We start from the raw sequence: 21,383 nt of genomic DNA, 5'->3' as shown, positions 1-21,383 counted from the left end.
GGAGGGAAAAAACATGAGTAAAATCATCGGTATTGACTTAGGTACAACAAACTCTTGTATTGCTGTAATGGAAGGTGGAGAAGCGGTAGTAATTCCAAACCCGGAAGGAAACCGTACGACACCATCTGTAGTAGCATTTAAAGACGGAGATCGTTCTGTCGGTGAAGTAGCCAAACGCCAAGCGGTTACAAACCCGAATACAATCATGTCTATCAAGCGTTATATGGGTACTGACCATAAGGAAACAGTTGAAGGAAAAGAGTATACACCTCAAGAGATTTCAGCAATCATTCTTCAAAAGCTTAAATCACATGCAGAAGATTATCTTGGAGAAAAGGTTGAAAGAGCTGTAATTACAGTTCCAGCTTATTTCAATGATGCTCAGCGTCAAGCAACAAAAGATGCTGGACAAATCGCTGGTCTTCAAGTTGAACGTATCGTAAACGAACCAACTGCTGCAGCATTAGCGTACGGATTAGAAAAAGATGAAGATCAAACGATTCTTGTCTTTGACCTTGGCGGCGGTACATTTGACGTATCGATTCTTGAACTAGGTGATGGTTTCTTCGAAGTTAAGTCTACTTCAGGAGACAACAAACTTGGCGGAGATGATTTTGACCAAGTCATCATTGATTATTTAGTAAGTGAATTCAAGAAAGAAAACGGAATCGATCTTTCGCAAGATAAAATGGCTCTTCAACGTTTGAAAGATGCTGCAGAAAAAGCGAAAAAAGATCTTTCTGGTGTAGCATCTACACAGATTTCTTTACCGTTTATCACAGCTGATGCAACAGGACCAAAACACTTAGAGTTAAACTTATCTCGTGCTAAGTTTGAAGATTTATCTTCTGATCTAGTAGAGCGTACGATGGGACCAACTCGCCAAGCATTAAACGATGCTGGAATGACACCATCTGATATTGATAAAGTTATTCTTGTAGGTGGATCTACTCGTATTCCGGCTGTTCAAGAAGCAATCAAGAAATTCACTGGCAAAGATCCTCACAAAGGTGTAAACCCTGATGAAGTGGTTGCTCTTGGTGCTGCGATTCAAGGTGGAGTTTTAGCTGGGGATGTAAAAGACGTTGTTCTTCTTGACGTAACTCCACTTTCATTAGGTATCGAAACAATGGGTGGCGTATTTACAAGATTGATCGATCGGAATACGACGATTCCGACATCCAAATCACAAGTATTCTCTACAGCAGCTGATAACCAAACATCTGTAGATATTCATGTTCTACAAGGTGAGCGTGAAATGGCTGCTCATAACAAGACACTTGGAAGATTCCAATTATCTGAGATTCCTCCAGCTCCACGCGGAGTTCCTCAAATCGAAGTAAGCTTTGATATTGATGCGAATGGTATTGTTAATGTACGAGCTAAAGATCTTGGAACAAACAAAGAACAATCCATTACGATTAAATCTTCAACTGGATTATCTGATGAAGAAATCGATCGCATGGTAAAAGACGCTGAAGAAAACGCTGAAGCTGATAAAAAGAAACGTGAAGAGATCGATACTAGAAATGAAGCAGATCAGTTAGTTTTCACTGTTGACAAGACGTTAAAAGACCTTGAAGACAAAGTGGATGAAGCTGAAGTGAAGAAAGCAGAAGAAGCAAAAGAAAGCTTAAAGAAAGCACTTGAAGGCAATGATATTGAAGCGATCAAGAAAGAAAAAGATGCTTTAAGTGAAATCGTTCAACAGCTTTCAGTTAAGTTATACGAGCAAGCTGCTCAACAAGCTCAAGCTGAACAAGGAAATGCAGAAGGACAATCATCCAGCAAGAATGATGACAATATCGTTGATGCAGACTACGAAGAAGTTAACGACGATAAGAAATAAATTTAGCAATAAAAAGTCAAAGTCAGGCTATCTTGACTTTGACTTTTTTTCTGAATAAAGCAACAGTATATGACAGACTTTTGACAAAATGTAAGGTTTGCAGTTTCGTCTTGAGTCAGGTGGTATTCAATGGTAAGATAACTTTTATGTGAGAATTCGGGAGTGTCTTAAAATGAGTAAACGAGATTATTACGAAGTACTTGGATTAAATAAGAACGCCTCAAGTGATGAGGTAAAAAAAGCATACCGTAAGCTTGCCAGACAGTATCATCCAGATGTGAACAAAGAGGCAGATGCGGAAACAAAATTTAAAGAAGTTAAAGATGCATATGAAACACTAAGTGATCCACAGAAAAAGGCTCATTATGATCAATTTGGCCACACAGATCCAAACCAAGGGTTTGGAGCAGGCGGAGCTGATTTTGGAGGCTTTGGCGATATTTTTGACATGTTCTTCGGAGGCGGAGGCGGGAGACGCAATCCAAATGCTCCGCGGCAAGGAAACGATCTCCAATACGGGCTGCGTCTATCTTTTGAAGAAGCTGTTTTCGGAAAAGAAACAGAGATTTCAATCCCTACTGAAGAAACGTGTGACACATGCTTCGGATCTGGTGCAAAACCAGGTACAAAGCCTGAAACTTGTACTCATTGTAACGGCAGCGGCCAATTAAACGTAGAACAAAACACACCTTTTGGACGAATCGTTAATCGAAGAGTTTGTAATCACTGCAGCGGTAAAGGGAAAATTATTAAGGAAAAATGTAAGACATGCCACGGAGCTGGTAAAGTCCGTAAAAATAAAAAGCTATCTGTTAAAGTACCTGCGGGTGTTGATAATGGACAGCAGATTCGTATGGCAGGTCATGGTGAACCAGGTGCAAATGGCGGTCCGGCTGGTGATCTTTACGTTGTTTTCCAAGTGGCAGAACATGAATTCTTTGAACGTGATGGAGATGATATCTTTTGTGAGATGCCATTAACATTCATTCAAGTGGCACTTGGTGATGAAATTGAAGTGCCTACATTGTATGGGAAAGTTAAATTAAAGATCCCTGCTGGAACACAAACTGGCACTCATTTCCGCCTTAGAGGTAAGGGCGTGAAGAACGTTCACGGGCGCGGTCAGGGAGATCAGCATATTCAAGTTAAGATTGTTACACCTAAAAACTTAACTGAAAAACAAAAACAATTGCTTCGCGATTTTTCTGAAATAAGCGGGACGCTTCCAGACGAACAGCAAGATGGTTTCTTTGACAAAGTAAAACGTGCTTTTAAAGGTGAGTAAATGGTGCACCTTCTTAATCTTGAAACGGAGTTGATATGATGAAATGGTCAGAAATTAGCATCCACACTACTCAGGAAGCTGTTGAACCAGTATCGAATATTTTACATGAAGCAGGAGCGAGCGGAGTTGTGATTGAAGATGTGGATGACCTTTCAAAGGAACGTCAGTCTGTTTTTGGCGAAATCTATCAACTGAATCCGTCTGATTATCCTTCTGAAGGTGTTATTTTAAAAGCGTATCTTCCAGTTAACAGTTTTTTAGGTGAGACCGTAGAAGAAATCAAACAAGCGATTACCAACCTTGTTAAATATGATATTGATATTGGCGCGAACACGATTTCAATCTCTGAAGTAAATGAAGAAGAATGGGCAACAGCTTGGAAGAAGTACTATAAACCGGTGAAAATATCTAAAAGAATAACGATCACGCCGACTTGGGAAGATTATCAGCCTGTGCATTCAGATGAGCTGATCATCGAACTCGATCCTGGCATGGCATTCGGGACAGGAACTCATCCAACAACTGTGATGAGTCTGCAGGCTATAGAGAAGTATATCCGTGAAGGTGACACTGTCATTGATGTGGGTACAGGTTCTGGTGTATTAAGTATTGCATCAGCTATGTTAGGTGCTAAGAAAGTCGATGCTTATGATCTTGATGAAGTAGCGGTAAACAGTGCAAGATTAAATGTTAAGCTGAACAAAGTGAATGAAAAAGTTCAAGTGGAGCAAAATGACTTATTAAAAGGCATCAATAGCTCTGTTGACCTAATCGTTGGCAATCTTCTGGCTGAAATCATTTTATTGTTCGTGGAGGACACTGCTAAAGTATTAAAGCCAGGCGGTTATTTTATTACGTCTGGAATTATTCAAGGCAAAAAGCGCGATGTAAAAGAAAAGTTGGAACAACAAGGATTTACGATCGTCGAAATCCTAGAAATGGAAGATTGGGTCGCGATTGTTGCGCAAAATAAGGAATAAACAATAAGAATAGGAAGTGCTATACAATGCAAAGATACTTTGTCCCATCAAATCACTGGACCGAAGATCGTGTTTTTGTTTCAGGAGAAGACGCTAAACACATATCAAAGGTTATGAGGATGAAAGCGGGAGACTCCATTATTTGCTGTGATAATAAAGGCCGGTCTGCCACATGTGAAATCATTGATTTTGATGGCGACAAAGTAGATGCATGTATTAAGAGTGATATAGCGTCATTATCTGAATTGCCGGTTCATGTTACTATCGCACAAGGATTGCCGAAAGCAGATAAGCTTGAATATATCATTCAAAAGGGAACAGAACTCGGAGCAAGTGATTTCTTTCCATTTACAGCAGACCGCTCCATTGTGAAATGGGATGATAAGAAAGCTGTAAAAAAGAAAGAACGCTTAGAAAAGATAGCAAAAGAAGCTGCTGAACAATCCCATAGAAGCAGGATTCCTGAGATTTTAGATCCAGGAAATTTTTCTGATTTGCTAAAAATAGCGGAACGTTATAAGATAAAAATCGCCGCATATGAAGAAGAAGCGAAACTTCAGGAATCAAGCCGTTTTGCCACTTCTTTGCGTGCACTGGAAAACGGAGATTCTATACTATGTGTGATTGGTCCTGAAGGCGGTATCAGTGAAAAGGAAGCGAAGATATTGGCTGACCATGGATTTGAATTATGCGGACTAGGTCCAAGAATTCTTCGGACTGAGACCGCACCATTGTATATATTATCTGCTATTTCCTATCACATTGAATTAAAGGGGTGAGATTATGCCATCCGTTGCTTTTCATACATTAGGCTGTAAAGTAAATCATTATGAAACAGAAGCTATTTGGCAGCTGTTTAAATCAGAGGGCTATGAAAGAACCGAGTTTGAAGGCACTGCAGATGTTTATGTGATAAACACGTGTACCGTAACAAACACTGGTGATAAAAAAAGCCGGCAAGTGATCAGACGAGCGATTCGTAAAAATCCAAATGCGGTTATTTGTGTTACCGGTTGTTATGCTCAAACCTCTCCTGCAGAGATCATGGCGATTCCAGGAGTGGATGTGGTAGTCGGTACCCAAGATCGCTCCAAGATGCTGATTTACATTGAGCAATATAAAGAGGAACGTATGCCTATCAATGGCGTTTCGAATATCATGAAAGCTCGTGTTTATGAAGAACTGGATGTACCTGCATTTACAGATCGAACAAGAGCATCATTGAAAATCCAAGAAGGATGCAATAATTTTTGCACATTCTGCATTATTCCATGGGCAAGAGGTTTGCTGCGCTCCAGAAAACCCGAGGATGTTCTAACTCAAGCTCAGCAATTAGTGGATGCTGGCTATAAAGAAATCGTTTTAACTGGTATTCATACAGCTGGCTATGGTGAGGATATGAAAGACTATTCGTTTGCCAAACTGCTTTCTGACATGGATGAAAAAGTTATTGGACTAAAACGAATTCGTATTTCATCTATTGAAGCGAGTCAAATCACGGATGAAGTGATTGAAGTAATCGGGAAATCTAATAAGGTCGTGCCTCACCTTCACATTCCATTGCAATCAGGTTCGAATACAGTTCTTCAAAGAATGCGCAGAAAATACACGATGGAGATGTTCGGTGAACGTTTAGACAGGCTGAAAGAAGCTCTTCCGGGTCTTGCCATAACATCTGATGTTATTGTTGGTTTTCCTGGAGAAACAGAAGAAGAATTTATGGAGACGTATCGGTTCATTGAACATCATAAATTTATGGAACTGCACGTATTCCCTTACTCCAAACGTACAGGTACGCCTGCTGCTAAAATGGAAGATCAAGTTCCAGAAGAAGTGAAAAACGAACGCGTTCACAAACTGATTTCTTTATCAGATCAACTTGCAAAAGAATATGCTTCACATTATGAAGATTGTGTTGTTGAAGTTATACCAGAAGAAGAGTTTAAAGACGAGCCTGGTATGAATTTATTCGTAGGCTATACGACCAACTACTTAAAAGTTGTATTCGAAGGCAACGAAAACATGATTGGAAAATTGGTGAAAGTAAAAATTACTGAAGCTGGGTATCCTTATAACAAAGGGATCTTTGTTAAAGAAGAAGCATCTGAAAATATAAAAGAAGCTGTAAACAACTAACATCCTGGGGTTAAGCCAGGATGTTTTTGCGTAGCGGAAATTTTTAGCAGGATAAAATGAATCTGTTGATGTGATTGTTTAAGATTGAATCATCTTTCTTGAACAATCATTCACTTTATTGCCATGTTTATAGGAGAGATAGGTGAGAGACTCCCCGTAGATCGCCAAGTAACTGCTTTTAAGGGCAGCAAAGTGTACGAAAACGACCTTTTAAAAAAATAGAGGTCAGTCGTCAGACAAATTTATGTAAATGCTCGATTTTTGTTAAAAGTTTTGGTATTATACTACAGTAATGAAGATTTTTAGTTCAGAAAGGATTGTTTTATATGAACAATTTAAATGTTGCAAGAATGATTGATCACACAGCTTTAAAAGCTGAAACTACAAAAAAAGAAATTCTGACACTTTGTGAAGAAGCGAAAAAATATAATTTCTTTTCCGTGTGTGTTAATCCTGCATGGGTATATACAGCATTCGAACAATTAAAAGGTTCTGATGTAGCCGTTTGTACGGTAATCGGTTTCCCTCTAGGAGCGAATACTCCTGAAGTAAAAGCGTTCGAAACTAAGAATGCGATTGAAAATGGTGCAACTGAAGTTGACATGGTAATCAACATCGGCGCATTAAAAGACGGCAACTATGAACTCGTTGAAAAAGATGTTAGAGCTGTTGTAGAAGCTGCAAAAGGAAAAGCACTTACAAAAATAATCATTGAAACTTCACTTTTAACTGATGAAGAAAAAGTGAAAGCATGTGAAATTGCAGTTAAAGCTGGAATTGACTTTGTTAAAACTTCTACAGGATTCTCTACTGGAGGAGCGACTGTTGCAGATGTTAAATTAATGCGTGAAACAGTTGGGCCAAATATCGGAGTTAAAGCTTCAGGTGCTGTCAGAGACCGTGAAACAGCATTGGCGATGATCGAAGCTGGTGCTACACGTATCGGGGCAAGTGCTGGAATTGCAATTGTCGAAGGCGGAACTTCTACTTCTGATTATTAATTTTTTGTTTGAAAATTGTTGCGATTTCTCTCCGAAATCAACTTGTTTAAATTAAGTTGACCGTATTACAAGGATATATTATAATGGCAAAAGATATGTGACGCATCTTTACTATTTATGTAAGGGTGGTCTGGAGGGAGGGAAATACAAATGGCAGAAACACGTATTCGCAAGAATGAATCCATTGATGATGCTCTTCGTCGTTTTAAAAGATCCGTTTCCAAAGATGGAACATTGGCTGAAGTTAAAAAACGCAAGCATTATGAAAAGCCAAGCGTAAAGCGTAAGAAGAAGGCTGAGGCAGCAAGAAAGCGTAAGTTCTAAGCGAGGTGTAAGGTATGAGTCTTCTTGATACATTAAATCAAGATATGAAACAAGCGATGAAGGACAAAGACAAGCTAAAGCTTTCAGTTATTCGTATGCTAAAGGCATCTATTCAAAACGAGGCCATCAAGCAGGGACGCGAATTAAATGAGGAAGAAGAGCTGACCGTACTTGTACGCGAAATGAAACAAAGAAAAGACTCCCTCCAAGAATTCGAAAAAGCAGGCCGTGACGATCTGGTGGCTGGCCTGAACGAAGAAATTGCTGTACTAACGCCATACTTGCCTAAGCAGCTTTCTGAAGAAGAACTTATTGAAATCGTTGCACAAACGATTTCAGAGACAGGTGCTTCCTCTAAAGCCGAAATGGGTAAAGTTATGGGTGCACTTATGCCGAAAGTTAAAGGGAAAGCCGATGGCGGACTCGTTAACCGTATTGTTCAGCAACAATTATCATAATTGAAATTGACAAACGCTCTGTAATATTTACAGGGCGTTTTCTTATTTTATTGAAACTTTTACCAGCTTAATACGTAAAATAGACAAGAAGGGGGGATCGCTGTGAAAAAGGGACGTATATTGATTTTCATGTTATGCGTTATTTGGGGAATTTGTGGATTGATGTCCAATCATCAAGTTCTTTCTGCAGGCAAAGGGAAGACTGTCACTTTTATACCTGTTGAAGATGAAGTCGAGCGAGGTCTTGAAGCTTTCTTAAAAAGAAATATTGAAGAAGCAGAAGAAAATGGAACTGATCACATTGTGTTTGAAATTTATACCCCTGGTGGCCGTGTAGACGCTGCAATACATATAGCTAAATTAATGAGAGAAACTGACATTCCTATCACTGCGTATGTTGTCAAAAATGCTTTCTCTGCCGGTGCTTATATTGCCTTAAATGCAGATCAGATTGTGATGAAACCCTCTACTACGATCGGTTCTGCTGCAGTTATTGACAGCCAAGGAAATACAGCCGGAAAAAAAGCAGAATCCGCATGGAAAGCTGAAATGCTGGCAGCTGCTGAACTTAACAATCGAAATCCGTTATATGCTGAAGCAATGGTGAGTCCTAGCATTGAGATTCCAGATCTTCATCTTAAAAAAGGAGAATTACTTACTTTAACAGCCAGTGAAGCCGTTAAGGTTGGCTATGCAGAAAAAATTGCAGAGGATCGTGAGGAACTTTTAGCTTATTTGGGACTCGAAGACGCTAAAATTATTGATGCAAAACCTACATTAGCTGATAAAATTGCCCGTTTTGTTACGAATCCTGTCGTGGTGCCTATTTTACTTTCTTTAGGGAGTTTAGGACTTGTACTTGAACTGTACACGCCTGGTTTTGGAATTGCAGGTTCAGTCGGATTGATTTCTTTATTTTTATTTTTCTATGGTCATTTACTAGCAGGGTTAGCTGGATGGGAGTCCATACTTTTGTTTGTAATTGGCTTAGTATTACTATTTTTAGAATTATTTCTGCCTGGAGGAATAATAGGAATATTTGGGGTGGTTTCCGTGCTAACAGGATTGATTCTCGCTGGTGGAACTTTGTCAGGTATTTTAATTGCTATTTCTATCGCGATTATCGTTACGATAATCGGTTCTTATTTCTTTATTCGCTCATTTGGTTATAATGGTCCCTTAAAACGACTGGTTCTTTTTGATTCTACTAGCTCAGATAAAGGGTATCTGTCCCATCAGGAGAGAATAGACCTGATTGGCAAAACCGGAAGAACAGTGACTCCTCTCCGTCCGTCTGGAACCATAAGAATAGATGATGAATTGATTGACGTTGTAACGGAGGGATCTTATATAAAAAATGATGCATTGATCAAAATAATAAAAGTAAATGGCGGCCGTGTGGTTGTCAGGCTTGTTGAAGAAAATATAAATTAGGAGTGTGTTGTAAATGCTGGGATTAGGTTCAATTGCAAGTATCGTGATTATCGGGTTAGTTGTTATTGTATTGGCCATCTTATTAACGTTTGTTCCTGTTATGCTCTGGATTTCTGCATTAGCTGCAGGTGTGAGAGTCGGTATTTTTACTCTTGTAGGGATGAGGTTAAGAAGGGTAATTCCAAACCGTGTAATCAACCCGTTGATAAAAGCAGTAAAAGCAGGTTTGGATTTAAGTACAAATCAGCTGGAAAGTCATTATTTAGCCGGAGGGAACGTAGACCGAGTTGTTAATGCACTTATTGCAGCACATAGAGCTAACATCGAACTAAGCTTTGAACGTGCAGCAGCTATAGATCTTGCAGGGCGCGATGTATTAGAAGCCGTTCAAATGAGTGTTAATCCTAAAGTGATAGAAACTCCCTTTATTGCAGGGGTGGCTATGAACGGGATTGAAGTTAAAGCAAAAGCGAGAATTACTGTCCGTGCTAACATAGAACGACTTGTCGGGGGAGCTGGTGAGGAAACAGTAATTGCTCGTGTTGGCGAGGGAATCGTAAGTACAATTGGATCATCAGAGAACCATAAAAAAGTACTTGAAAACCCTGATTTGATTTCCCAAACGGTACTTTCAAAGGGCCTCGATTCAGGAACAGCCTTCGAAATCCTATCTATTGATATTGCAGATATTGATATTGGTAAAAATATTGGTGCAGAATTGCAGACTGATCAGGCGATGGCTGATAAAAATATTGCTCAAGCGAAAGCTGAGGAAAGACGTGCAATGGCAGTGGCTACTGAACAAGAGATGAAAGCAAGAGTACAAGAGATGCATGCGAAGGTAGTGGAAGCTGAGGCAGAAGTGCCGATGGCATTAGCAGAAGCGCTTCGTTCAGGTAATATGGGAGTGATGGATTATATGAACATGAAAAACATCATGGCCGACACTACGATGCGTGAATCAATCAGCAAGTCTTCTGATTCTGAAGATAACAACAATGGAAAAGGACGGAAGATGTAAGGATGAAAATCATAGAAGCGGTTATTGATCTATTGTTCAGTAATATCGCTTTTGTCATCCTGGTGGCCGGTGGAATCTTTAGTTTTATTAAAAGGATGAATGAAACGAAAGCGGGACACAGACCTGAACCATCTAAAAAGAGAATGGAAAGACCAAAGCAGCAAGTATCTCCTTTTGTATCACAAGCTGAAACAGGTAGTCATTCAGCCCGAGCACAAAGCAATCAAAAAGAAATGAGCTTAAAAGCCTCGGATTCACACAGCCTCCACCTTGAGAAAAAAGAAGAGAAAAGTGCGCGCAGCCGATATCAAGATAAAGAAAAGGAAATCGTAAGTTCATTAATAGTAAATCAATCAGAATTGAAAAAAGCAGTAATCTGGTCAGAAATCCTTTCTAAACCAAAAGCATTGCAAAAGCGATCTTAACGTTCTCGTAAGCTTTTTATTAGCTTTGTTATTGAAAGCTCTCCATTGAACAGTTAATTGGAGCGGTAGGTCGGGACCGCACACCCACCTGAAAGCGAGCAACCTGTAACGGAAATCAATTACTTCTCGAAAATGTCTCAATAGAAACACTCTTTTAAAAAAGAGCTTAACAAACCGCAAAACATTGAAATAGTGTGATAGTTTGCCCCCTTCTCTCATAAAAATGGAGAGAGGGGGTTTTTTTATATGGGAAAATTGCGGCAGCAAGTAAATAAATGGTTGATGCAAAATCTAGATTTACCAGCAGATGTAGTAATGGATTTGCCCCGGATCACAATGATTGGACAAATACACATTTATATAGAGAATCATCGAGGAGTCAAAGCTTTTTCTAATGAACAGCTTGCTCTAAAGCTGAAGCAAGGAACGCTTCTTATAAAAGGCAGTGACTTTGTGATAAAAACGATTTTGCCGGAAGAAATCCTTTTAGAAGGAACAATAACTTCCGTCTATTTTGAAAATGATTAGGATTTTAGATAATGGGGAGGGGCCGTTTTGAAAAATAAATGGAGTCATAATCTTAAAGGGAATATTCGTGTTGAAATTATAGGACAAGAGTCGAGTGCATTTATTAATTCATGTCTTGCCTCAGGGATACAAATTTGGGATATCCAGCCCCTTGAAAATGAACGAGTCCTTGCTTCGCTTTCGGTAGTTGATTTTCAAAATGTAAGGAAACTCTTAAAAGAAAAGAAACTCAAAATTAGAATTAAAGAAAAAAACGGTACGCCATTTTTGCTAAGAAAGATTTGGAAGAGAAATGGGTTTTTGATTGGCATGATTTCGTTTATTGTGATTCTGTTTCTATTATCAAACATGATTTGGAATATAAATGTGACAGGCGCAAATCCTAAGACGGAATATCAGCTAAAAAAAGCTGCAGTTGAATTAGGCATTACAAAAGGGAAACTCATTTTCCTGCTGCCGAATGTCAGAGAGATACAAAGACAGCTGACTGAAAAGATGGAGAATGTAACATGGATTGGTGTTACAAGGCATGGGACCACATATCGGTTTGAAGTTGTACAAAAAGAAATACCTAAAGAAAAACCCATAACCGGACCAAGTCATCTTGTAGCAACAAAAAAAGCATTGATTCATTCCATGTTCGTTGAAAAGGGACAACCTGTTATAGCGGTAAATGATTATGTACAAAAGGGGTCTCTTTTAGTATCCGGATTTATTGGTAAAGAGAAAAAAACGAAACTTGTAAGTGCAAAAGGAAAGGTTTATGGAGAAGTTTGGTATGAAACAAAAGTATCTGTGCCTTTAAGCACATCTTTTCAGACATATACAGGGAAATATAAAAACAGGCATTATCTTTCATTATTCGGTCTAGATATTCCAGTTTATGGCTTTTCAGAAGGAGAATTTAAAACAAAAACGGAAATAATAAATGAAACTCCTTTATATTTGGCAAAATGGAAAACGCCTTTCTCTTATTTGAAAAAAGAAATTAGGGAAACAGACGGGGTAAAAAGATCTTATACAAAAAAAGAAGCAATAGCAGTTGGAAAGAAGATGGCAAAAAAAGAATTGCTTAAAAAGATTCCTGCCGATGCAAAAATAAATGGCGAAAAAGTTTTGCTACAAAACGAGTCGAATGGTAAAGTAACATTAACGATGCTTTACCAAGTTATAGAAAATATAGCATCTGTACAACCTATACCGATCCAACAAGGAGAATGAGTAGTTTGTCAGAAACGAAAAGACTTAATTCATTACAACTGGAAAATACTTCGGAAGCGTCTTCATTGTTCGGGCCGAACGATGCCTTCTTAAAGGTGATTGAAGATAAGCTCCATGTAAGCATAGTTACCCGTGGAGAAGATATTTTAGTTTCTGGGGAGCTTGATAAAGCAGAGATGGTCGAAGAGACTTTGTTTGTTCTGCTCAAATTAGTTCGAAAAGGAATTAAAATTTCAGAGCGGGATATTGTATACGCCGTTCAGCTTGCAGAGAAAAACATGCTTGATGAATTAAGCGAACTTTACGAGGAAGATATTGCGGTAACTGCTAAAGGAAAACCAATACGTGTTAAAACGCTAGGGCAGCGGCATTATGTACAATCGATGAGAAAAAAAGATCTTGTGTTTGGAATTGGACCAGCAGGCACAGGTAAAACATACTTAGCAGTTGTTATGGCAGTCAATGCACTTAAAGATGGCAGAATAAAGAAAATCGTACTAACACGTCCAGCTGTTGAAGCGGGTGAAAGTTTAGGTTTTCTGCCTGGAGACCTTAAGGAAAAGGTAGACCCATACTTACGACCGCTCTATGATGCTCTGCATGACCTTTTAGGGGCTGAACATACAGAAAGACTCATTGAACGCGGAACGATTGAAATAGCACCGTTAGCGTATATGAGAGGACGTACTTTAGACGAAAGCTTTGTTATTCTGGATGAAGCACAGAATACAACTCCAGAACAAATGAAAATGTTCTTAACTCGACTCGGATTCGGATCGAAAATGGTTATTACAGGTGACATCACCCAAATCGATCTCCCAAGAGGAAAAGAGTCTGGTTTAAAGGTTACAAAGCAAAGATTGGAAAAAGTAAACGGCATAGATTTTATTTATTTAAAACAATTAGATGTGGTAAGACATCCTCTTGTGCAAAGGATTATTGAAGCATATGAATCGTCTGAAGATTAAGGTCTCCTATAGCGGGAGACTTTTTTTATATTATAAGAAGTACCATATTTGTCCAACTTTTGCTAAGATTAGTATAGGATTCACAGTATAAGGAGTGGTAAAGTTTGGCCAACCTGAGACGCTTGCTGTCGAAATATTTTAGATTAAGTGTAGCATCTGTATCTTTTATCATTATGGGAATCATTTTATATATTATTTTAGTCAGCAATGTTATTCCGAATGTTGTGGACGTACATGTTTATGAAAGAGCACCTAGGGATATTCAATCTCCTATTACCATTCCTCTAGAAGATCAGACGGAAGCCAAAAGAAGGCTCGCTGCAGAAAGTGTAAACAATGAATACACCTTTAATAAAGATGTAGCATATGAACAATCTCAGCAATTAGGGGATCTAATTGATCTAATAAAGACAATCAATCAAACGGAAAGTAAAAAGAAGAAAGAAGAACCGCAGTTAACCTACGAGCAGAAAGTTGATCAATTAAAGCAGTACATAGATACTTCAGAGATTTCTGAAGATACACTAACAGCGATGTTTCAGGCGACCGAAAGTGAATTAAGCAACATGAAACGAATTACCGTTTCCGTTGTCAACATTGTACTAAAAGAGCCGATTAAAGTTGAAGAGGTAGAGAATGCAAGAGATAAAGCGGTTGGATTAATCCGGGACAATAGAAATTTATCTTATGGGTTAAGGATCGCAGCTGAAGAGATTACACAAAGTTTTATTATTGCAAACAAGACTTTGGATACAGAAAAAACACGCCAAAAGCGAAAAGAAGCAAGCGATAAGGTAGAAGAAGTTGTTATACGCGAGGGAGAAGTTCTTGCTAAGAGCGGTACGGTGATTACACCAGAAATTTATCAAAGGTTAAAGATTGTTGGTCTGCTCGACCAGGAAATGAAAACTTACCCTTATTACGGTTTGTTTATTTTTGTTCTCATTCTGATGTCATCACTTTACTATTTCATGAAAGAAGAAAGAGCGAAAGAGCATTTTAAAAAGTACGTTACGATCTATGCTTTATTATTTACGATGACTCTTGTTGTAATGAAGCTAGTGAGTTTAAGTTCTGGAGCGGGGCTATCAAGCTTAATGTACCTTGTTCCTGTTGCTGCTGGTGCAATGATGATTAAGATGCTGTTTAACGAAGAGCTGGCAGTGGTATCAACTGTCATATTTGCCCTTAGTGCTGCTCTGATTTTTAATGAACAGACAACAGGAAACTTTAATTTTATTATGAGTTTATATGTGCTTTTCAACGGGGTCGCCGGCGTAGTATTTCTTGGGAGAGCGCAGCAGCGTTCTAAAATACTGCAAGCAGGATTTTTTGTTTCTTTTATAGCCATCCTAACAGTAGCTAGTGTACTATTGCTATTAAACGGGAAGTTTACATCGTGGCAAATTGGTTTAGATCTTGGATGTGCCGCATTATCAGGTTTTATTTCTGCTGTGCTTACACTAGGATTGCTGCCTGTTATTGAGTCATCTTTTAATATTTTATCAGTGACTAAGCTTATCGAACTTTCCAATCCAAATCACCCTATTTTGCGGAAGGTTCTAATGGAAGCTCCGGGTACGTATCACCATAGCATAATGGTTGCGAACCTTTCAGAAGCCGCGTGCGAATCGATTGGCGCAAATGGACTGCTGGCACGAGTAGGGTCTTATTATCATGATGTCGGAAAAACAAAAAGACCTCACTTTTTCATTGAAAATCAAATGAACATGGATAATCCGCATGATAAAATAGCTCCGCAGCTGAGTAAAACGATAATCACTGCTCATCCATATGATGGGGCAGACATGCTAAGAGCGAATAAGATTCCTAAGGAAATTGTTGATATTGCAGAACAGCACCATGGAACAACTTTACTGAAATATTTCTTCCACAAAGCTTCACAGTTATCGGAAAAAGAAATATCGGAAACGGATTTTCGGTATCCAGGTCCAAAGGCTCAAACAAAAGAAGTGGCTATTATCGGAATTTCTGATGCAGTTGAAGCTGCTGTAAGATCTCTATCTAAGCCAACACCAGTAAAAATAGATCAGATTATTCGAAAAATTATTAATGATAGACTCGAAGATGGCCAATTTGATGAATGTGATCTTACTCTGAAGGAATTAGATACCGTTGCAAAAACGTTAAGCGAGACACTTCACGGAATTTTTCATTCCCGAATCGAGTATCCAGAAGAAACGAAAAAGGTGGAAAAACAATGACAAAATTACATGTGGAATATTTAAATGAAATGGATGAGAACAGTGAGGCATATGCAGAATTAATTTCAAATGTTCTTCAAAAAGCTGCTGAAATGGAAGGGCTAAGCACTTCAGAAGTCTCTGTTACATTAGTGACGAAAGAAAGAATACAGGAAATCAATAAAGAATATAGAGAAAAAGACAGTGTTACGGACGTCATTTCATTTGCTATGGAAGAAATGGGAGAAGACGAAATCGAAATAATAGGCGGAGAAGAAACAAGATTTTTAGGAGATATCATTATATGTGTCGATGTTGCTGAAGAACAAGCTGCAGATTTTGGTCATTCCATGGATAGAGAAATGGGATTCCTTGCCGTTCATGGTTTCCTTCATCTTCTCGGTTACGATCATATGAATGAGGAAGATGAAAAAAGAATGTTCGGGCGTCAAGAAGAGATATTGGAGCTTTATGGATTAAAAAGATGATTAAGTGGAAAAAGTTATTTTCAAGCTTTAAATACGCTTTTGAAGGAATAGCAGAAGTATTTAAGAGCGAACAAAATTTTAAAATTCACACTCTTTTAAGTGTAATCGTTATTTTTACAGCGATTGCACTTGATTTTTCTAGTCTGCGAATGATTGTACTGTTTATTGTAATTGGTATGGTCTTAGCTCTGGAATTACTGAATACCGCTATTGAGAAGACAGTAGACCTTGTCACTCAAAATATTCATCCCTTGGCAAAACAAGCCAAGGATGCTGCTGCAGGAGCAGTTTTGGTTTTTTCTATTTTTGCTGTTATAATCGGTATACTGCTATTTATAGAACCTATAATTAGCATCCTGCGTTAATACGCATAGAACGTTAAGAGGGTGACGAGAAAAATGAACAAAGAACAACTAATAGAACAAGCGAAATTAGCGAGAGAAAAAGCATATGTACCTTATTCTAAATTTCAAGTAGGTGCAGCATTACTCTCTGAAGAGGGTAAAGTTTATCACGGCGCAAATATTGAAAACGCGGCATATAGTATGACTTGCTGTGCAGAAAGAACAGCGTTATTTAAAGCGTATACAGAAGGCGATACCAAGCTCAGTGCAATCGCAGTAGTAGCCGATACGAAGCGCCCAGTACCTCCATGTGGTGCTTGCCGTCAAGTGATTTCTGAATTATGCCCTCCCGAAATGCCAGTGTATTTAACTAATTTAAAAGGGGACATGCAGGAACTTAAAGTAAAGGAATTGCTGCCAGGAGCTTTTTCCCCGGAGGATTTGAATGACTAAAGAAGGCTATAAATCCGGATTTGTTACGATTATCGGAAGACCTAATGTCGGTAAGTCGACACTGCTAAACAAAGTCATTGGACAAAAGATCGCCATAATGAGTGATAAACCACAGACGACAAGAAACAAGATTCAAGCTGTTTATACGACAGAAGACGCTCAGGTCATTTTCATCGACACGCCAGGAATTCACAAGCCTAAGCATAAACTCGGTGATTTTATGACGAGAACAGCTCAGCAGACATTAAATGAAGTTGATCTTATTTTATTCGTCATAAATGCTCAAGAAGGGTATGGGCGAGGAGATCAATTTATCATTGACAGACTTCAAAATGTTAAGAATCCAGTATTTCTAGTTGTAAACAAAATTGATACAGTTCATCCTGATGATTTGCTGCCATTGATTGATATGTACCGGAATAAGCTGGATGTACAAGAAGTTATTCCAATATCAGCATTAAACGGCAACAACGTGGATACACTGCTCACTCAAATTGTTTCTTATATGGAAGAAGGACCTCAATTTTACCCGGAAGATCAAGTTACCGATCACCCGGAACGATTCATAACAGCAGAATTAGTTCGAGAAAAAGTTCTTCACCTTACACGCGAAGAAATTCCACATTCTGTTGCTGTAGTAATAGAAGAAATGAAAGTACGCGAGGAAAAAAATGTTGTTTTTGTAAATGCAACGATAATTGTTGAGCGTGCTTCTCAAAAAGGGATTATCATAGGCAAGCAAGGTAAAATGCTTAAAGAGATTGGAAAGCGGGCACGAGCTGATATTGAAACACTTTTGGGATCAAGAGTCTTTTTGGAACTTTATGTTAAGGTTCAGACAGATTGGAGAAATCGTCAAAAGCAGCTAGCTGAGTTTGGTTTTAATGAAGACGATTATTGATTAAGACTCTTTTCTAAAGATTCTTTCTAAAAAATAGTTGCTTTTACGTTTTTGTCTTTTTGATAAAGAGTCTTCGAGTGCAAGTTGATTGAAGTGCAAGGTGTGAGACTCCTGCGGGAACAGTGGGACAGGAGAGACCATTCAATGTCGCAAAGTGACGAATGGGCTCACCGCACGCCCCGCGGAAAGCAAGCATCCTGAAACGGAAATCAACTACTTTCAAAAGCAACAAAGTATGCGAAAACTGCCTTGACAAAAATGTTAATATTTCCTTGTCATGAAAATAAAGTCCCAAGGTCAACCTAGTTATATCAGGAGAAAAACAAATAGAAAGGTGTGTCAATAATCATGAAAGAGTTTACATGGAAAGTTTTCTGTGAAACAGGCAATATTGATACCTATTTGTTATACAAAGAGCTAGACCATGAAATAACAGCACCACCTGCAGTTATTCTTTCTGAAGAGCCTCTTGAGGAACCTCCTTTTCATTAAATAACAGGTTGCCTTCTTACTTTCAGGAGGGTGAAGTACCTTGCTTTATAAAGTAGAAGGAATTGTCATAAAAACCATTCCGTATGGTGAATCTAATACGATTATTACACTGTACACAAAAGAATTAGGAAAAATAGGCGTAATGGCTAGGGGAGCGAAAAAACCAAAAAGCCGCTTCACTTCCATTACGCAATTGTTTACATACGGTATATTTGTTTTTCAAAGAACGAATAAAGGTTTAGGCACGCTCCAGCAAGGAGAAGCGCTTTCATCATTTAGAAGAATACGTGAAGACCTTGTGAAAACAGCATATGCCGCTTATTTATCGGAACTTCTTGATCGTTTGACAACTGAAAATGATTTAAAGCCTGATCTATTCGGCTGGATAAAACAAGCGCTGGATTACATTGACCATGGGATTGATCCTGAGGTCATTACTTTTTTATTTGAAATTAAAATGATGAAAACATCAGGAATTGTTCCAGAGCTTAGCAAATGTGTATCATGCGGTGCTAAAGAAGGTAACTTTTCCTTTTCTATTAGAGAGGGAGGTTTCCTTTGTGAGCGATGTGCCTACAAAGACCCATACAGGATGAATATCTCTCAATCTGCTGTCCGTTTATTGCATATGTTTTATGATTTCGATCTGGCGAGACTCGGCAACGTTACATTGAAAAAAGAAACAAAACGTGAATTGAGGACTTTGTTTGATACCTATATGGATGAATATTCAGGTGTTTTTCTAAAGTCAAAGAAATTTTTAAAACAACTCGACCAATTATCCGATTGAACTGTAAAGTTTTTCTTTACAGTTTTTTAGTGCTTTTTAAGAAGGAAATAAGTTATAATAATGAAAATAAGTATGACACATTGGAACCGGTAAGGGTGGTGTACAAGATCGAACTAAATAAGAGGCAGCAAAAGATAGTTGAGATTGTTAAAGATCATGGCCCGATTACAGGGGAACATATTGCAGATCAGCTTGATCTAACCAGAGCTACTTTACGTCCTGACCTGGCAATATTGACGATGGCTGGTTATTTAGATGCAAGGCCGAGAGTAGGTTATTTTTACACAGGAAAAACAGGCTCGCAGCTGCTTACAGAAAAAATTAAAAAAATAAAAGTTGCTGAATTCACGTCAATGCCTGTTGTAGTCCAAGAATCATCGACTGTGTATGAAGCCATATGTACGATGTTTTTAGAAGATGTTGGTGCTTTGTATATTATCAATAAAAACGGTCATCTTGTTGGTGTTGTTTCACGAAAAGATTTATTGCGTGCAAGTATGGGGAAACAAGAAATAAACACCATACCGATTAATATTATAATGACAAGAATGCCGAACATCACTTATTGTTATAAAGACGACTTTTTACTGGACATTGCTCACATCTTAATTGATAAACAGATCGATGGGCTGCCAGTGGTGAAAAAATCCCAGAACGAAAATGGACTTGAAGTCGTGGGAAGAATTACGAAAACGAATATTACAAAAGCTTTAGTCGAGCTTGCGCATGATGAAATACTTTAATAAATGGGGAGGCCGAAATGACAGGACGTCCAATCGTATATATCATATCAGACTCAGTTGGCGAAACTGCCGAATTGGTTGTTAAAGCAGCTGCAAGTCAGTTTAATTCCAACGGTATTGAAATTAAAAGGGTTCCCTATGTTGAAGATAAAGAAACGATTGATGAAGTAATATCTTTGGCAAAAGATCATAATGGTATCATTGCATACACACTTGTGATTCCTGAAGTGAGTAAATATGTAGCACAGCAAGCTGCCCGATACGGAATTCCAACGGTTGATATAATGGGACCTATGATGAATCAGCTGCAATCGTGGCTAAATCAAGTGCCGCGATATGAGCCTGGAGTTGTACATAAGCTGGATGATGAATACTTTAGAAAAGTAGAAGCTATTGAATTCGCAGTGAAATATGATGATGGCAGAGATCCTAGAGGCATTTTGAAAGCGGATGTTGTTCTTATTGGCGTTTCAAGAACTTCGAAGACTCCTCTTTCACAATATTTAGCACATAAACGTTTAAAGGTGGCAAATGTACCAATTGTTCCAGAGGTTGAACCACCGGAAGAATTGTTTAAAGTTTCACCAAAGAAATGTTTCGGATTAAAAATCAGTCCGGAGAAACTAAATGATATAAGGCGTGAAAGGTTAAAAGCACTAGGTTTAGATTCAGAAGCCAATTATGCCAATATGGAAAGAATAAAGCAGGAATTAATTTATTTTAATAAAATAGTAGATCGAATCGGCTGCAGAGTGGTAGAAGTGTCCAATAAAGCAGTTGAAGAATCGGCAAATGTTATCTATAACCTTTTTCAAGGGAAGTCATACAAATAAGCGCTATTTAATGCGCTTTTTTTTTTGTTCATTGATAAGCGTCGAATCTCTTCGTCATTTTCGTTTTCTCGGTGCTCATGTAGGAACAACTACAATCCGCGCCTCGAAAATCTCATTTCCTCGACCCTCTTGCTTCTAAATGAACAAACTTATTGATAAGCGGCGAATCTCTTTGTCATTTTCGTTTTCTCGGTGCTCATGTAGGAACAACTACAATCCGCGCCTCGAAAATCTCATTTCCTCGACCTTCTTGCTTCTAAATGAACAAACTTATTGATAAGAGGCGAATCTCTTTGTCATTTTCGTTTTCTCGGTGCTCATGTAGGAACAACTACAATCCGCGCCTCGAAAATCTCATTTTCTCTACCTTCTTGCTTCAAAATGAACAACTTATTGATAAGCGGCGAATCTCTTCGTCATTTTCGTTTTCTCGGTGCTCATGTAGGAACATCTATGATCCTGTGATCTCTTTCTGCCGCTTGGTAATACAAATATTTACGATCTT

General features: G+C 38.5%; 23 protein-coding genes. All 23 read left to right on the top strand.

The features are described from left to right. Positions 1-13 precede the first annotated feature (13 nt). The 23 genes from dnaK to J2X07_RS08690 all read left to right on the top strand — a co-directional run bounded on the left by dnaK (position 14) and on the right by J2X07_RS08690 (position 20,878). Positions 14-1,849: a molecular chaperone DnaK gene (gene dnaK, locus J2X07_RS08800; RefSeq protein WP_310258088.1), complete on the top strand. Its 1,836-nt coding sequence runs from the start codon at positions 14-16 to the stop codon at positions 1,847-1,849. Between the two features lie 172 nt (positions 1,850-2,021). Beyond that, complete coding sequence (gene dnaJ, locus J2X07_RS08795) at positions 2,022-3,134, top strand: molecular chaperone DnaJ (protein ID WP_310258087.1); 1,113 nt, start codon at positions 2,022-2,024, stop codon at positions 3,132-3,134. A 38-nt stretch (positions 3,135-3,172) separates the two neighbouring features. Then, entirely contained in the window at positions 3,173-4,114 is a 942-nt protein-coding gene (gene prmA / locus J2X07_RS08790; RefSeq protein ID WP_310258202.1) for a 50S ribosomal protein L11 methyltransferase, read from the top strand. 26 nt (positions 4,115-4,140) lie between these two features. Then, on the top strand, positions 4,141-4,893 hold the full coding sequence (locus J2X07_RS08785; RefSeq protein WP_310258086.1) for a 16S rRNA (uracil(1498)-N(3))-methyltransferase: 753 nt from the start codon (positions 4,141-4,143) through the stop codon (positions 4,891-4,893). Positions 4,894-4,897: 4 nt separating this feature from the next. Continuing rightward, positions 4,898-6,250 (top strand): tRNA (N(6)-L-threonylcarbamoyladenosine(37)-C(2))-methylthiotransferase MtaB, encoded by a 1,353-nt coding sequence (mtaB, locus tag J2X07_RS08780; RefSeq protein WP_310258085.1) that lies wholly within the window; start codon positions 4,898-4,900, stop codon positions 6,248-6,250. A gap of 326 nt (positions 6,251-6,576) precedes the next feature. Then, on the top strand, positions 6,577-7,251 hold the full coding sequence (deoC, locus tag J2X07_RS08775; protein WP_310258084.1) for a deoxyribose-phosphate aldolase: 675 nt from the start codon (positions 6,577-6,579) through the stop codon (positions 7,249-7,251). Between the two features lie 150 nt (positions 7,252-7,401). Continuing rightward, on the top strand, positions 7,402-7,575 hold the full coding sequence (rpsU, locus tag J2X07_RS08770) for a 30S ribosomal protein S21 (protein ID WP_066237650.1): 174 nt from the start codon (positions 7,402-7,404) through the stop codon (positions 7,573-7,575). A 14-nt stretch (positions 7,576-7,589) separates the two neighbouring features. After that, positions 7,590-8,033, top strand: a complete 444-nt coding sequence (locus tag J2X07_RS08765; protein ID WP_310258083.1) for a GatB/YqeY domain-containing protein — start codon at positions 7,590-7,592, stop codon at positions 8,031-8,033. A 102-nt stretch (positions 8,034-8,135) separates the two neighbouring features. Next, positions 8,136-9,467, top strand: a complete 1,332-nt coding sequence (locus tag J2X07_RS08760) for an NfeD family protein (protein WP_310258082.1) — start codon at positions 8,136-8,138, stop codon at positions 9,465-9,467. A gap of 13 nt (positions 9,468-9,480) precedes the next feature. After that, the gene (gene floA / locus J2X07_RS08755) at positions 9,481-10,488 is read left to right on the top strand and encodes a flotillin-like protein FloA (protein WP_310258081.1); all 1,008 of its coding nucleotides are present in this window, start codon (positions 9,481-9,483) and stop codon (positions 10,486-10,488) included. A gap of 2 nt (positions 10,489-10,490) precedes the next feature. Continuing rightward, a complete protein-coding gene (locus J2X07_RS08750; protein ID WP_310258080.1) occupies positions 10,491-10,913 on the top strand; it encodes a hypothetical protein in 423 nt (140 codons plus the stop codon). Positions 10,914-11,159: 246 nt separating this feature from the next. Continuing rightward, complete coding sequence (gene yqfC / locus J2X07_RS08745; RefSeq protein ID WP_310258079.1) at positions 11,160-11,441, top strand: sporulation protein YqfC; 282 nt, start codon at positions 11,160-11,162, stop codon at positions 11,439-11,441. Positions 11,442-11,468: 27 nt separating this feature from the next. After that, a complete protein-coding gene (gene yqfD, locus J2X07_RS08740) occupies positions 11,469-12,662 on the top strand; it encodes a sporulation protein YqfD (RefSeq protein ID WP_310258078.1) in 1,194 nt (397 codons plus the stop codon). Between the two features lie 5 nt (positions 12,663-12,667). Next, positions 12,668-13,630 (top strand): PhoH family protein, encoded by a 963-nt coding sequence (locus tag J2X07_RS08735; protein WP_310258077.1) that lies wholly within the window; start codon positions 12,668-12,670, stop codon positions 13,628-13,630. Positions 13,631-13,734: 104 nt separating this feature from the next. Continuing rightward, entirely contained in the window at positions 13,735-15,855 is a 2,121-nt protein-coding gene (locus J2X07_RS08730; RefSeq protein ID WP_310258076.1) for an HD family phosphohydrolase, read from the top strand. Beyond that, positions 15,852-16,322 carry an rRNA maturation RNase YbeY gene (gene ybeY / locus J2X07_RS08725; protein ID WP_310258075.1) on the top strand — a complete coding sequence of 157 codons (471 nt, stop codon included), beginning with the start codon at positions 15,852-15,854 and terminating at the stop codon, positions 16,320-16,322. The genes J2X07_RS08730 and ybeY overlap by 4 nt, the downstream gene beginning before the upstream one ends. Further along, on the top strand, positions 16,319-16,687 hold the full coding sequence (locus J2X07_RS08720) for a diacylglycerol kinase family protein (protein WP_310258074.1): 369 nt from the start codon (positions 16,319-16,321) through the stop codon (positions 16,685-16,687). The genes ybeY and J2X07_RS08720 overlap by 4 nt, the downstream gene beginning before the upstream one ends. 33 nt (positions 16,688-16,720) lie before the next feature. After that, complete coding sequence (locus J2X07_RS08715; RefSeq protein WP_310258073.1) at positions 16,721-17,119, top strand: cytidine deaminase; 399 nt, start codon at positions 16,721-16,723, stop codon at positions 17,117-17,119. Further along, positions 17,112-18,020 carry a GTPase Era gene (gene era / locus J2X07_RS08710; protein WP_310258072.1) on the top strand — a complete coding sequence of 303 codons (909 nt, stop codon included), beginning with the start codon at positions 17,112-17,114 and terminating at the stop codon, positions 18,018-18,020. The genes J2X07_RS08715 and era overlap by 8 nt, the downstream gene beginning before the upstream one ends. A gap of 348 nt (positions 18,021-18,368) precedes the next feature. Then, positions 18,369-18,512: a YqzL family protein gene (locus J2X07_RS08705; RefSeq protein WP_310258071.1), complete on the top strand. Its 144-nt coding sequence runs from the start codon at positions 18,369-18,371 to the stop codon at positions 18,510-18,512. A 40-nt stretch (positions 18,513-18,552) separates the two neighbouring features. After that, positions 18,553-19,302, top strand: a complete 750-nt coding sequence (gene recO / locus J2X07_RS08700) for a DNA repair protein RecO (protein WP_310258070.1) — start codon at positions 18,553-18,555, stop codon at positions 19,300-19,302. A 95-nt stretch (positions 19,303-19,397) separates the two neighbouring features. Next, positions 19,398-20,045, top strand: coding sequence for a helix-turn-helix transcriptional regulator (locus J2X07_RS08695; RefSeq protein WP_310258069.1), 648 nt, complete (start codon positions 19,398-19,400; stop codon positions 20,043-20,045). 17 nt (positions 20,046-20,062) lie between these two features. Then, on the top strand, positions 20,063-20,878 hold the full coding sequence (locus tag J2X07_RS08690) for a pyruvate, water dikinase regulatory protein (RefSeq protein ID WP_310258068.1): 816 nt from the start codon (positions 20,063-20,065) through the stop codon (positions 20,876-20,878). Positions 20,879-21,383 lie beyond the last annotated feature (505 nt).

The sequence above is a fragment of the Fictibacillus barbaricus genome, assembly GCF_031457135.1.
In the GTDB taxonomy this organism is placed as follows: Bacteria; Bacillota; Bacilli; order Bacillales; family Fictibacillaceae; genus Fictibacillus; species Fictibacillus barbaricus_A.
The sequence above is the reverse complement of the archived record's forward strand: the minus strand, read 5'-3'. Positions and strand labels throughout refer to the sequence as shown.